The 12,988-nt window shown below is 72.7% G+C and carries 11 protein-coding genes; 6 read left to right on the top strand and 5 right to left on the bottom strand.

Annotated elements, in window-relative coordinates:
• Positions 1 to 1,377 (top strand): export associated protein (locus J7E86_RS25425; RefSeq protein WP_251019657.1); only part of this gene is annotated, 1,377 nt, incomplete at its 5' end.
• Positions 1,378 to 1,524: 147 nt separating this feature from the next.
• A complete protein-coding gene (locus J7E86_RS25430; protein WP_215084587.1) occupies positions 1,525 to 2,553 on the top strand; it encodes a TerC family protein in 1,029 nt (342 codons plus the stop codon).
• A gap of 22 nt (positions 2,554 to 2,575) precedes the next feature.
• Here the strand turns inward: J7E86_RS25430 and J7E86_RS25435 are convergent, their stop codons facing one another.
• The 3 genes from J7E86_RS25435 to J7E86_RS25445 form a co-directional block, all read right to left on the bottom strand.
• Positions 2,576 to 3,859 (bottom strand): MFS transporter, encoded by a 1,284-nt coding sequence (locus J7E86_RS25435; protein ID WP_215084589.1) that lies wholly within the window; start codon positions 3,857 to 3,859, stop codon positions 2,576 to 2,578.
• Positions 3,860 to 4,240: 381 nt separating this feature from the next.
• The gene (locus J7E86_RS25440) at positions 4,241 to 4,897 is read right to left on the bottom strand and encodes an MBL fold metallo-hydrolase (RefSeq protein WP_215084591.1); all 657 of its coding nucleotides are present in this window, start codon (positions 4,895 to 4,897) and stop codon (positions 4,241 to 4,243) included.
• A 9-nt stretch (positions 4,898 to 4,906) separates the two neighbouring features.
• A complete protein-coding gene (locus J7E86_RS25445; protein ID WP_215084593.1) occupies positions 4,907 to 5,596 on the bottom strand; it encodes a maleylpyruvate isomerase family mycothiol-dependent enzyme in 690 nt (229 codons plus the stop codon).
• A gap of 179 nt (positions 5,597 to 5,775) precedes the next feature.
• Here J7E86_RS25445 and uvrA point away from each other — a divergent pair, with 179 nt between their 5' ends.
• Positions 5,776 to 8,718 carry an excinuclease ABC subunit UvrA gene (gene uvrA / locus J7E86_RS25450; RefSeq protein ID WP_215084595.1) on the top strand — a complete coding sequence of 981 codons (2,943 nt, stop codon included), beginning with the start codon at positions 5,776 to 5,778 and terminating at the stop codon, positions 8,716 to 8,718.
• Between the two features lie 75 nt (positions 8,719 to 8,793).
• Here the strand turns inward: uvrA and J7E86_RS25455 are convergent, their stop codons facing one another.
• Positions 8,794 to 9,720, bottom strand: coding sequence for a carbohydrate kinase (locus J7E86_RS25455; RefSeq protein ID WP_215084597.1), 927 nt, complete (start codon positions 9,718 to 9,720; stop codon positions 8,794 to 8,796).
• A gap of 156 nt (positions 9,721 to 9,876) precedes the next feature.
• On the opposite strand from J7E86_RS25455, the gene J7E86_RS25460 reads away from it, so the two are divergent.
• On the top strand, positions 9,877 to 10,311 hold the full coding sequence (locus J7E86_RS25460; RefSeq protein WP_215084599.1) for a Rieske (2Fe-2S) protein: 435 nt from the start codon (positions 9,877 to 9,879) through the stop codon (positions 10,309 to 10,311).
• Between the two features lie 69 nt (positions 10,312 to 10,380).
• Here J7E86_RS25460 and J7E86_RS25465 read toward each other — a convergent pair whose 3' ends face one another.
• Positions 10,381 to 11,328, bottom strand: a complete 948-nt coding sequence (locus J7E86_RS25465; RefSeq protein WP_215084601.1) for a hypothetical protein — start codon at positions 11,326 to 11,328, stop codon at positions 10,381 to 10,383.
• Positions 11,329 to 11,557: 229 nt separating this feature from the next.
• Between J7E86_RS25465 and J7E86_RS25470 the strand changes: the two genes are divergently transcribed.
• Together J7E86_RS25470 and J7E86_RS25475 are read left to right on the top strand one after the other, a co-directional pair.
• Complete coding sequence (locus J7E86_RS25470; protein ID WP_215084604.1) at positions 11,558 to 12,184, top strand: papain-like cysteine protease family protein; 627 nt, start codon at positions 11,558 to 11,560, stop codon at positions 12,182 to 12,184.
• A 4-nt stretch (positions 12,185 to 12,188) separates the two neighbouring features.
• Positions 12,189 to 12,988, top strand: an 800-nt coding sequence (locus J7E86_RS25475) for a hypothetical protein (protein ID WP_215084606.1), incomplete at its 3' end; no start/stop codon positions are given.

A 12,988-nucleotide genomic window follows, 5' to 3' on the forward strand; every position in this document is an offset into this window, starting at 1 on the left:
GCCCAGGTCGCGGGCACCACCGCGGACGCCCGGTCGGCGGATGCCGGTTCAGCGGATGCGGGGGCGGCCGACGGCCGGACCACGGACGGCCCGCCCGGTCCGGGCGCCGCTGACCGTACCGCCGGACCCGACGCCGTACCGGCGGCTCCGGCGGGCCCCGTCAGCTATCAACACCCCGGCCGGCAGACGGCCACCCCGCCGGCCCCGGCGCCCGCCGTGCCGCCCGCCGAGCCCGGACAGCCGCCGCGGCCCGTGGCGGGCGACGCCACCGGCTGGACGATGGACGAGCGGCTCTACAACCAGGTGTGGGGCATGTTCGAGGACCTGGCCCGCTCGACGGCCGCCTACCGCAGCGCGGTCGACTTCGCCGATTCGCGCCTGGAGCGGGAGCTGGACACGGCGCTCTCCGACCCCCGTACCCGCGTCGGCCCGGCGGCCGACACCGCCCGGGAGGAGGCACGCGCCAAGCGGACGGCCCTCGTCGAGCAGGCCCGTACCGTGCTCGACCGGGATCTCGGCCAGCTCGCCGCCGAGTCCGAGGTCGTCGAGCACGCCCTGCCGCCCGCGTTCGCCCGTTGGGACAGCCCCGTCTGGCAGGGCTACCAGGTCCCCCTGGAGACGCCGATGGCGCTGCGCCTGGGGGACCTGCACCTGCCGGAGCGCGCCGACCTGCGGATCCCCATGCTGGTGCGGCTGCCGCTGGAGCGCGGCCTGTGGATCGACAGCGGCCGGTCGTCCGGCTCGTCGGCCGGCCTGGCGGGCTCGGACGAGCTGCGCAGGCGTGCCATGGACACCGCGGTCGCCATCGCGGCACGGCTGATGGCCGTCTACCCGGTCGGGGACTTCACGCTGCACGTCATGGACCCGGCGGGCTCGGCGGGCACCGCGCTGACGCCGCTGCTGGCGACGGGAGCGCTGCGGGAGCCCCCGGCCGCGGGCGCGCAGGGCGTGACCGCGCTGCTGGAGCGGCTGACCAAGCGGGTGGACCTGGTGCAGATGGCGGTCCGCAGCGGTGCCGTCGACTCCCTGCCGCCGGACCTCGACACGGCGGAGCAGCTGCTCGTCGTCCATGACTTCCCGCACGGTTTCGACGACCGCGCGGTGACGCAGCTGCGCTATCTCGCGGACGAGGGGCCGTCCGTGGGCGTGCACCTGATGATGGTGGCCGACCGCGAGGACGCCCGTGCGTACGGGCCCGTCCTGGACCCGCTCTGGCGGGCCCTGCTGAGGATCACGCCGGTGCCGGACGACCACCTCGCCGACCCCTGGGTCGGGCACGCGTGGACGTACGAGCCGTCGCTGGCGCCGGCCGGGAGCGATGTGCTGCGGCAGGTGCTCCGGCGGGTGGGACAGGCACGTCAGGCGTACGGCCGCTAACCACTGGCCAGGGCTTTTGGTAGTCCCTTTACCTTCCCTTGGGTCTTCCTGTACTGTTTTTGGTACGGAGGCGTCCCGAGGTGTACCCGGGGTTCCTCCGGCAGCGACGACGCTGGCCAGTTGCCGTACGAGTGCCGGAGGACCCCCGTGGACGTCTCCCTGACCCTGTGGGCGCTGACCATTCTCGGTCTGTGCGCCCTCGTCGCCGCCGACTTCTTCATCGGCGGCCGCAAGCCGCACGAGGTCTCGCTCAAGGAAGCGGGCATCTGGACCGCTGTCTGGGTGGCCCTGGCCGGACTCTTCGGGCTGGGCCTGCTGCTCTTCGGCGGCGGCCGGCCCGCCGGTGAGTTCTTCGCCGGCTTCATCACCGAGAAGTCGCTGAGCGTCGACAACCTCTTCGTGTTCGTCCTGATCATGGCGAAGTTCGCGGTCCCGCCGATATACCAGCAGCGGGTGCTGATGGTCGGCGTGCTCATCGCCCTCGTCCTGCGGGCCGTCTTCATCGGCGCCGGCGCGGCGATCATCGCCAACTTCGCCTGGATCTTCTACCTCTTCGGCGCCTTCCTCATCTGGACCGCGTGGAAGCTCATCCAGGAGGCGCGTGCCGACGAGGCGGAGGAGGAGTTCGAGGAGAACCGCTTCCTGAAGTCGGTCGAGAAGCGGTTTCCGTCGACCGACCGCTATCACGGCACCAAGCTGTTCGTCGTCGAGAACGGCAAGCGCCTGATGACGCCGATGCTGATCGTCATGCTGGCGATCGGCACCACCGACGTGCTCTTCGCGCTCGACTCGATACCGGCGATCTTCGGCCTGACCCAGGACCCGTACATCGTCTTCACCGCCAACGCCTTCGCCCTCATGGGTCTGCGCCAGCTGTACTTCCTGATAGGCGGGCTGCTGAAGAAGCTGGTCCACCTCTCGTACGGCCTGTCGGTCATCCTCGGGTTCATCGGCGTCAAGCTGGTGCTGCACGCCCTGCACGAGAACGGGGTGGCGGTCCCCGAGATCAGCATCCCGGTCTCGCTCGGGGTCATCTGCGCGGTGCTGGTCGTCACCACCCTCACCAGCCTCCGTGCCTCGAAGAAGCAGGCGGAAGCGGAGGCCGAGGCCGCCGAGGCCGCGGCGCTCGGCGAGGGGTCCCGGAGCGACGCCGTGGCCGGCGGCACCCGGGGCTGAGTGTCGCGGCCGGTTGCCCGGCTCAGGCGGGCGCGCCTTCGGCGACCGGTCCCGTGGCGGCCGAGGGGCGCGTCTCGGGGAGCAGGGCGAAGCAGCCCAGGCTCAGCAGGGCGACGGCGGTCAGATAGACGGCGACTCCCCACGGCGGGTCGCTGCCCCGGGAGGCCGCGGTCGCCACGAGCGGGGTGACGGCGCCGCCGAGCACCCCGGCCAGGTTGTAGCCGACGGTCGCGCCCGTGCAGCGCAGCCGGGGCTCGTACAGCTCGGGGAGGTAGGCGGCGATGACGGCGAACATCGTGGTGAAGGCCAGCGTCGCGACGACGAAGCCCAGCAGCATCCACGCCGGCCGCCCGGTGTGCAGGAGGGCGACCAGCGGAACCATCCACAGCGCCACGGCCACGCAGCCCGCCAGGCACATCGGGCGCCGGCCCCAGCGGTCGCCCAGGAAGGCGAACAGCGGGGTGACCGCGCCCGATACGGCGACCGCCGCCATGATGCAGCCGAGCATGACCGTGCGGTCCACGCCGAGCCGCTCGGTGGCGTAGGCGAGGGACCAGGTGGTGACCGTGTAGTAGGCGGCGTAGGCGACCGAGAGGCCGCCGGCGGTGAGCAGGAGCAGCCGCCAGTGGCCGCGTACGACATCGGCGAAGGGCAGGGACGCGACCTCGCCCCGGCCGGCCAGTGCGCGGAACTCCGGGGTCTCGGAGAGCCGGGTGCGCAGCAGCACCCCGCCCACCGCCAGGACGCCCGCGAACCAGAAGGGCACGCGCCAGCCCCAGGAGAGGAACTGCCCGTCGGTGAGCGTGGCCGACAGGGTGAGGGTGATGCCGTTGGCCAGGAGGAAGCCCAGCGGCGGGCCGATCTGCGGAACGCTCGACCACAGGGCCCGGCGGCGGGAGGGGGCGTGTTCGGCGGTCAGCAGCACGGCGCCGCCCCACTCGCCGCCGAGCCCCAGTCCCTGGGCGAAGCGCAGGACCAGCAGCAGACAGGGCGCGGCGGCGCCGATGCTGCCGTAGGCGGGCACCAGGCCGACGGCCACGGTCGCGAGCCCCGTCAGGAGCAGCGACATGATCAGGACCGGGCGTCGCCCGCGCCGGTCGCCGATGTGTCCGAAGAGGACCGCGCCGATCGGCCGGGCCAGGAAGCCGACCCCGAAGGTCCCGAAGGCGGCGAAGGTGCCGAGGGGCGGTGAGACGGTCGGGAAGTAGAGCGGGCCGAGGACGAGCGCGGCGGCGGTGCCGTAGACGAAGAAGTCGTAGAACTCGATGGCGGTGCCCGCCAGGGACGCGGTGGCCAGGCGCAGCATGGCGGGGGGAGGGTCGCCCGGGGGACGGTCGCGTTGCATGCAACGCCCAACTTCCGGTGGGCAGGGAAGGAAACGGGGCGTGCGGGGGTGCGGCCGGGGGCGCGTGGGGAGGCTGTCGGCGGCCCGTCGTACGGGGTCGCGCCACCGGCTCCGGCCGGTCTCGTCAGGGGTCCGGGCGGCGTCCGCGAAGGCGTCGAAAAAAATATGGTTTGGGGGGTTGTGGTCTGTTTGAGGCGGAGTATATTCGTTAGTGAGGCCGCCACACCCAGAGGTTATTGAGTGGGACGGCCTCACTGATGTCCGGACCCGTCGCGGGTGCCGGCCGACGGGCGCCTCCGGCGCCCGTTTTCGCATGTCAGGGCCGTTCGGCCCGTCCCCGGGTCACCAGCCCCGGGCGCGCCATTCCGCGAAGTGCGGGCGCTCGGCGCCGAGCGTGGTGTCGGCGCCGTGGCCCGGGTAGACCCAGGTCTCGTCCGGGAGCTGCCCGAAGAGCTTGGTCTCCACGTCGTGCAGGAGGCTCGCGAAGGCCTCGGGATCCTTGTGGGTGTTGCCGACGCCGCCCGGGAAGAGGCAGTCGCCGGTGAACACGTGCGGGTGGCCGTGGGGGTCGTCGTAGACGAGGGCGATGCTGCCCGGCGTGTGGCCGGTCAGGTGCCGCGCGGTGAGCTCGACCCGGCCCACGCGCAGGGTGTCCCCGTCCTCGACGAGGACGTCCGTCGGTACGGGGATCCCCTCGGCGTCGTGGCGCCCGGCGCAGGTGCGCGCGCCCGTGGCGGCCACGACCTCGCGCAGCGCGCCCCAGTGGTCGGCGTGCCGGTGCGTGGTGACGACGGAGGCGATGCCGCTGTCCCCGATCAGGTTCAGCAGGGTGTGCGGCTCGGCGGCGGCGTCGATCAGCAGCTGCTCGTCCGTCGCCCGGCAGCGCAGCAGGTAGGCGTTGTTGTCCATGGGGCCGACCGCGACCTTGGAGATCATCAGGTCGGTCAGTTCGTGCACGTCCGCCGGTCCGCCGACCTTCACCGCTCCGCTGTACGTCATGGCCTCAGCCTATAGCGGGGGCAGTGCGGGAAGCGGGGCCCCGGCGGTGTCGAGATCCGCGCCGCGGGCGCCGCGGCCGGCCAGCCAGGCGAGGAGGGCGGGGGCGCCGCCGGTGACGCCGACCGGCCCGGCGTCCGGGCGTCCGGTGTGCCACTGCCGGCCGTCGGTCGCGGTGAGGGTGACGGCGGGCAGTCCGGGGTGGCCGGCGAAGCGGTCGGCGAGGAACTCGATCTCCCGGGCGGTGAAGTCCGCCGGGAGGTCCTCCAGCTCGTAGCCGACGCCGAGGTCGACGTGGTGCAGCTCGACCTCGATCAGGCGGCGGAACGGCACGCGCGCGGCCCGGTCCGTCACGCCGTTGCGCAGGGTCACCGTGCGGCCCCAGTCGGCCGGTGCGTCGGCCGTCGCCTGGAAGCGGGCCGCGCTCTCGCGGACGTCGGCGAGCTGGACGGCGAGCGGGCGGGGCGCGTCGCGGGTGATGTCGGCGTCGCGGGCCTCGCCGCTCGCGTACATCGGGCGGCCCTCCAGGACGTTGACGAGGGCGTCGGCGTTACGGGCCAGGTGGGCCAGCACGTGGCCGCGGGTCCAGCCGGGGAGACGGGAGGGTTCCGCGAGGGCGGCGTCGTCCAGTTTTCCGGCGGCGGACAGGAGTCGCTCGGTGGCTTCACGTACAGAGGCCAGGTCGTGCACATGATCAATCATGCGGCCGACGATAGCGCTGCCACTCGTCCGGGTGAAGCCGCTCGTTCCCTGCCGTAATTCGAATGTGCGTGCTATAGGCTCGTGAGTGGCATCGGATCCGACATCCGCGCGGCGCCCCCCATACCCTGGGTCGGGGGTGCGGCGCACCCTCACCGCTCTCAAGAAAGGTGCCGACCGGCGTGGCTGACCGTCTCATCGTCCGTGGCGCTCGCGAGCACAACCTCAAGAACGTCTCGCTCGACCTCCCCCGTGACGCCCTCATCGTCTTCACGGGTCTTTCCGGATCGGGCAAGTCCTCCCTCGCGTTCGACACGATCTTCGCCGAGGGGCAGCGTCGCTACGTCGAATCGCTCTCCTCCTACGCACGACAGTTCCTGGGCCAGATGGACAAGCCCGACGTGGACTTCATCGAGGGCCTGTCCCCGGCCGTGTCCATCGACCAGAAGTCGACCTCGCGCAACCCGCGCTCGACGGTCGGCACCATCACCGAGGTCTACGACTACCTCCGCCTGCTCTTCGCCCGCATCGGCAAGCCGCACTGCCCCGAGTGCGGCCGGCCCATCTCCCGCCAGTCGCCGCAGGCGATCGTGGACAAGGTGCTGGAGCTGCCGGAGGGCAGCCGCTTCCAGGTGCTCTCGCCGCTGGTGCGCGAGCGCAAGGGCGAGTTCGCCGACCTCTTCTCCGACCTCCAGACCAAGGGCTACAGCCGCGCCCGGGTCGACGGGCAGACGATCCAGCTCAGCGAGCCCCCCAAGCTGAAGAAGCAGGAGAAGCACACCATCGAGGTGGTCGTCGACCGCCTCACCGTCAAGGACAGCGCCAAGCGCCGGCTGACCGACTCGGTCGAGACCGCGCTGGGCCTCTCCGGCGGCATGGTGATCCTCGACTTCGTCGACCTCCCCGAGGACGACCCCGAGCGTGAGCGGATGTACTCCGAGCACCTCTACTGCCCGTACGACGACCTCTCCTTCGAAGAGCTGGAGCCGCGCTCCTTCTCCTTCAACTCCCCCTTCGGCGCCTGCCCGGAGTGCACCGGCATCGGCACCCGCATGGAGGTCGACCCGGAGCTGATCGTCCCGGACGAGGACAAGTCTCTCGACGAGGGCGCGATCAGCCCCTGGTCGCACGGTCACACCAAGGACTACTTCAGCCGTCTGGTCGGCGCCCTCGCCGACGAGCTCGGCTTCCGCACCGACATCCCCTGGGCCGGACTGCCGCTGCGCGCCCGCAAGGCGCTGCTCAACGGCCACAAGACCCAGATCGAGGTGCGCTACCGCAACCGCTACGGGCGCGAGCGCGCGTACACCACGGCCTTCGAGGGCGCCGTGCCGTTCGTCAAGCGGCGCCACTCCGAGGCCGAGAGCGACTCCAGCCGTGAGCGCTTCGAGGGCTACATGCGCGAGGTGCACTGCCCGACCTGTGAGGGCACCCGGCTCAAGCCGATCGTGCTCGCGGTCACGGTGCAGGGGCGGTCCATCGCCGAGGTCGCCGCGATGTCGATCAGCGAATGCGCCGACTTCCTGCGGGACATGAAGCTCACCGGCCGCGAGAAGAAGATCGCCGAACGGGTCCTCAAGGAGGTCAACGAGCGGCTGAGGTTCCTCGTCGACGTCGGCCTGGACTACCTCTCGCTCAACCGCGCCGCGGGCACCCTCTCCGGCGGCGAGGCCCAGCGCATCCGGCTCGCCACCCAGATCGGCTCCGGCCTCGTCGGCGTGCTCTACGTCCTGGACGAGCCCTCCATCGGCCTCCACCAGCGCGACAACCACCGCCTCATCGAGACCCTCGTCCGCCTGCGCGACATGGGCAACACCCTGATCGTCGTCGAGCACGACGAGGACACCATCAAGGTCGCGGACTGGGTCGTGGACATCGGCCCCGGCGCGGGTGAGCACGGCGGCAAGGTCGTGCACAGCGGACCCCTCAAGGAGCTGCTGACCAACAAGGAGTCCATGACCGGGCAGTACCTGGTCGGCAAGAAGTCCATCGCCACACCGGACGTCCGCCGCCCCGTGGACCTCGACCGTCAGCTGACGGTGCGCGGCGCCCGCGAGAACAACCTCCAGGACATCGACGTGTCCTTCCCGCTCGGCGTGCTCACGGCCGTCACGGGCGTCTCCGGGTCGGGCAAGTCGACGCTGGTCAACGACATCCTCTACACCCACCTCGCCCGCGAGATCAACGGCGCGCGGACCGTCCCCGGGCGGCACACGCGCGTGGACGGCGACGACCTCGTCGACAAGGTCGTCCACGTCGACCAGTCGCCCATCGGCCGTACGCCGCGCTCCAACCCGGCCACGTACACCGGTGTCTTCGACCACGTCCGCAAGCTCTTCGCGGAGACCATGGAGGCGAAGGTCCGCGGCTATCTGCCCGGCCGCTTCTCCTTCAACGTCAAGGGCGGCCGCTGCGAGAACTGCTCCGGCGACGGCACCATCAAGATCGAGATGAACTTCCTGCCGGACGTGTACGTGCCGTGCGAGGTCTGCCACGGCGCGCGCTACAACCGGGAGACCCTGGAGGTGCACTACAAGGGCAAGTCCATCGCCGAGGTGCTGGACATGCCCATCGAGGAGGCGCTCGACTTCTTCGAGGCCGTGCCCACCATCGCGCGCCACCTGCGCACCCTCCACGAGGTCGGCCTCGGGTACGTCCGCCTCGGACAGTCCGCGCCGACGCTCTCCGGCGGTGAGGCGCAGCGGGTCAAGCTCGCCAGCGAGCTGCAGAAGCGGTCGACGGGGCGGACGGTGTACGTCCTGGACGAGCCGACGACCGGCCTGCACTTCGAGGACATCAGCAAGCTGATCTCGGTGCTGTCCGGGCTGGTCGACAAGGGCAACACGGTCATCGTCATCGAGCACAACCTCGACGTGATCAAGACGGCCGACTGGGTCGTCGACATGGGCCCGGAGGGCGGCAACGGCGGCGGCCTGGTCGTCGCCGAGGGCACGCCCGAGGAGGTGGCGTCCGTCCCGGCCAGCCACACCGGCAAGTTCCTGCGGGAGCTGCTCGGGGACCGTGTCAGCGATTCGTCTCCGGCGCGGAAGCCCGCGAAGAAGGCCGCGGCCAAGAAGGCCGCCGCCCCCGCCAAGAAGACGGCCGCGCGGGCGCGGCGCGCCTGAGGGGTCGGTGCCACGGGGATCCCCGATCGCCGGACGGGCTGTGTCCGGCCCGCCCGGCGATCGCGAGCGTCCCGCTCACCCGCCCAGCTCCGCGGCGTGCGGCGGCTCCGCGCCCGCTCGGGAGCAGGTGAGGGCCGCCGCCCGCGCCGCGTAGGTCAGGATGTCGTGCCAGGCCGCCCCGTCCAGTTCCGCCGGGGCTCCGGGTGTCAGGGCGTCGTGCGCGGCGAGGCGGTGGAGCAGGGCCGCGTTCACCGTGTCGCCGGCGCCGATCGTGTCCGCCACCGCGACCCGTTCCGCCGGCACCTGGTGGGTCCCGCCCGTCCGGGTGTGGACGGTCAGGCCCCGGTCGCCATGGGTGACCACCACCGCCGCCGGGCCGGCCGCCAGCCACTCCTCGGGCGAACCGCCCAGCCAGCCGGCGTCCTCGGCCGACAGCTTCAGCAACGTCACGTACGGCAGCCAGGAGCGGAAGCGGGCGCGGTAGGCGGCCGCGTCCGGGATCAGGCCGGGCCGGACGTTCGGGTCGAGCGCCGTGAACAGCCCGCGCTCCGCCTCGCGGCGCAGCAGCGCCTCGTACGCGCTCGCGCCCGGCTCCAGCACCAGCGAGCAGGTGCCCAGGCTCAGCGCCCCGGCCGCCTCCGGCAGCGGCCCCGGCAGCTCGAAGAGCCGGTCCGCGGTGCCCTGCGCGTAGAAGCGGTAGCCCGCCGACCCGTCCGCCGCGATGTCGGCCACCGCCAGTGTCGTGGGCTCCGGCCCGCGCCGCACCAGCGAGACGTCCACCCCGGCCGCCCGCAGGCCCTCCAGCAGGGCCTCGCCGAAGCCGTCCGCCGACACCCGTGAGCAGAAGGCGGCCGGTGCGCCCAGCCGGCCCAGGGCGATCGCGGTGTTGTACGGGCCGCCGCCGCGCCGGGGGAGCAGCGCCGGGAGGGCGCCGGGGCCCCCGGCCGGGGCGGTGCCGTCGGGCACGAGGTCGATCAGGGCCTCTCCGGCGACGACGATCACGTAGGGAGTCCTCTCTCCGGCCGCGGCCCGCGCGCCGCTCTCGCGGATCAGCCTGTCACGCCGCCGCGGCGACCGGAGCGGAGTCGGGCGCAATCATGCGGGCCGGTAGGGTCGGTGCGTTCTTCCCGCAGTCCGCAGCGCATCGTTGGAGCCCTCATGACCAGCCCTTCCGGCCTCTTCTCGTCCCGTCGTACCGTGCTGTGCGGAGCGGTGCTGGCGGGCGCCGCCGGGCTCGGTGCCACCGCCTGTGCGAGCGGCAAGGGCACGCCCAAGGGCCCCGCGACACCCACGGCGCCGGTGGACCTCGGGGCGCCCGGCGAGGTGCCGGTCGGCGGCGCGCGGCTCTACCGCGAGCAGCGGCTGGTGGTCTCGCAGCCGGCGCCGGGGGAGTACAAGGCGTTCAGCGCCGTGTGCACGCACGCGGGCTGCGTCGTCGACAAGGTCGAGGACGGGAAGATCAGCTGCGCCTGTCACGGCAGCAAGTTCGACGCGACCACCGGCAAGGTCCTCCAGGGCCCGGCGAGCGTGGCCCTGCCCGCCGTTCCCGTCAAGGCGGCCGGCGGCAAGCTGATCGCGGGCCCGGACGCCTGAGCCGGCGGGAAAGCGGCGCTTCTCCTTCGGCACCGGTCCCAGGCGGTTTCAGCACCGGTCCCAGCGGTTTCAGCACCAGTCCCAGGCGATCCCCAGGATTCCCGGGCGCACCGCCTGTTCCACCAGGTGTACGCCGCGGTGCCGGCCCGCCAGGGTCAGGTCCTGCTGCCCGGTGCGCGGTGCGGCCGCCGAGCTCCGCGCGAAGCGGCGGCAGCGCACCGGCAGCGCGGCGGAGTCGAAGCGGACCTGGAGGACGTACTGCCCGCCCGCGAAGCTGAACCCGCGCACGTACTCGTCGCTCGGCCCGCCCGTGCCGTCCTCGAAGCCGTAGCCGAAGACGTACGTCTCCCCGGCGCGCAGCCGGTTGTCGAAGAGCAGCTCGGCGACGATGACGCCCGCCGCGGAGTGCCAGCGGACGCGCCCCACCCGGCAGTTCTCCGTGGCCCTGACGGCCATCCGCGCCGGGTCGCAACCCGGGTCGCCGTGGTGGATGGCCAGGTAGCGGTCCACGCCGTCGCGGTGCGCGCGGACCACGTGCTGGGAGTCGCGGCCACGGAGCTCCCGGCCGGCGCCGATGTGCACCCGCTCCAGGTGGCAGACGGTGTGCAGGCCGCCGTCGACGGGTGACTCCAGCTCCGCGAGCAGCCGCTCCAGCGCCCGGGACTCCTCCACCAGCGAGCGGTACGAGCGGGTGGCGGGCCGCTCGGTGTCCGCCCGGGTGCCCGTCGGCTCCAGGAGCCGGGTCAGGGCGTGCGTCGGCAGGTCCAGGACCTCCTCCAGCATCCGCACCGCTCTGAGCGACTCCGGGCGCTGCGGCCGGCGGGCCCCCTGCTGCCAGTAGCTGAGACTCGTCACCCCCACCCGCACACCGCGCTGCGCCAGCCGGTGCTGCACCCGGTGCAGGGCGAGGCCGCGCGTGCTCAGGGCGGTCCGCAGCGCCAGGTGGAACGGCCCCGTGCGCAGCGCTCTGGCCAGCTCGGCCTCGGCCTCCGCCGTCTGTGTGCCGGTCCGCCCCATCGGTATCGCCCCTCTGTGAATATTCACCAGCGGTGAACGTGCCGGGGGCCTGTCGGTCGTGGTGATCCTCTTGGGCAGGCACCGGACGTTCACATTCGGTACGCGTCGTTCACACCCGTGGCTCACCCAGCATTGAAACCTGTTGACCGGTCACTGACAACACCCTGATGCTCCTCACCAGCGTCCGGACGCGCCTCCATCACCACCCCCCGCCTCGGGAGGAACGTCCATGTCCCGTGCATCGGCACCACTGAACACGGCCGGAAAGTCCGGCATACGCGGCAGACGGCTGTCCGTCGCCGCCCTCGTCGCCGCCGCGCTGCTCGCCGTCCCCACCACGGCGAGCGCGGCGACCGGCGACCAGGCGGCCCTGCTCGCGTCGAAGAAGCTCAACATCACCATGCAGGCCCAGCAGAAGAGCAACTGGTGCTGGGCCGCGGCGGGCAACACCATCGCGACCTGGTTCGGCCGCGACTACAGCCAGAACCAGTTCTGCAACGCCGCCTTCAACCGGCAGCAGGGCACCGAGTGCCCCAACAACCAGGCCACCCTGGGCAATGTGCAGACCGCCTTCCGCTGGGCCGGCATCAACCCCGGCTCGTACGTGACCGGCTGGCTGCGCTATCCCACCGTGCAGGGCGAGCTCAACGCCGGCCGGCCCGTCGAGACCCGCATCCAGTGGGCCTCCGGCGGCGGCCACATGCACGTCCTCTACGGGTACGACGACGCGAACTCACTCGTCTACTGGGGCGACCCCTGGGGCTCCAACAGCCGCTACAACTGGGCGTCGCACGGCTGGTACGTCGACAACGACCAGTTCTCCTGGACCCACTCGCTCTACAAGATCGGAGCGTGAGGTCATGACGACGCACGCCAGGAAGCACGCCGCCCGCGCGGCGGCCGCCGGAGCCCTGACCGCCGCCTTCCTCGGGCTCGCGCCCCTCGCGCACGCCGCACCGGTCCCGCCGGCCCCCGCCGCCCCCTCCGGCGCCGGGATCTCCGCCGCCCACGAGGCGGCGGCCGCCCCGCGGACCCTCGACACCCTCTCCCGCTTCTTCGCCCGCGACGGCTCGATCGCCCCGGCGAAGGTCCGGCCGAGGATCGACGGCACGACCGTGCCGGTCTACACGCTCGCCCCGGAGTTCGTGGCGGGCACGGCGGGCGCCCCCGTCGCCACGCTGGAGTTCCTGGCCAGCAAGGCGGTCTCGGCGGACGGCCGGAACGCGTCGGTGTGGACCGCGCGGACCGGGGACGGCTGGAAGGTCGTCAACATCGCCACCGGCGACGACGAGACGCGCTACGCGGCCGAGGGCGCCCGCAGGCTCGGCGGCGGCACCGTCTTCCGCGAGCCGCAGATCGACGCCTGGTACGTGCAGCGCGGTGACCGGGTGCTGCCGCTGGACGAGGACGCCACCCGCGCCATCGGCTCCGGCGGCACCACCGTCGACGGCTACCGTGCCCGCGTCCACAAGGCGTACGGCGACAAGCTGCCCGGCTCCGCGTACGCGAGGAAGGGCCTCGCGGGAGGCTACGCGGCACAGGACGGCACGGCGCCGGCGCAGAAGGCCGGAAGCGCCGCCGTGGCGGCCGCCCGGACCGGCGGCGACGGATCACCGCTGCCCGCCGCCGCCACGGCCACCGGCGCCGCCCTGGCCCTCGG

The sequence above is a fragment of the Streptomyces sp. ISL-11 genome (assembly GCF_018614525.1).
Lineage (GTDB): Bacteria > Actinomycetota > Actinomycetes > Streptomycetales > Streptomycetaceae > Streptomyces.

Excerpts from the sequence above, each read along its gene's own strand:
- J7E86_RS25435 (WP_215084589.1), bottom strand. The coding sequence starts at position 3,859 with ATGCTGCGCCTGGCCACCGCGTCCCTGGCGGGCACCGCCATCGAGTTC.
- J7E86_RS25440 (WP_215084591.1), bottom strand. The coding sequence starts at position 4,897 with ATGACGTACAGCGGAGCGGTGAAGGTCGGCGGACCGGCGGACGTGCAC.
- J7E86_RS25445 (WP_215084593.1), bottom strand. The coding sequence starts at position 5,596 with ATGATTGATCATGTGCACGACCTGGCCTCTGTACGTGAAGCCACCGAG.
- J7E86_RS25460 (WP_215084599.1), top strand. The coding sequence starts at position 9,877 with ATGACCAGCCCTTCCGGCCTCTTCTCGTCCCGTCGTACCGTGCTGTGC.
- J7E86_RS25465 (WP_215084601.1), bottom strand. The coding sequence starts at position 11,328 with ATGGGGCGGACCGGCACACAGACGGCGGAGGCCGAGGCCGAGCTGGCC.
- J7E86_RS25470 (WP_215084604.1), top strand. The coding sequence starts at position 11,558 with ATGTCCCGTGCATCGGCACCACTGAACACGGCCGGAAAGTCCGGCATA.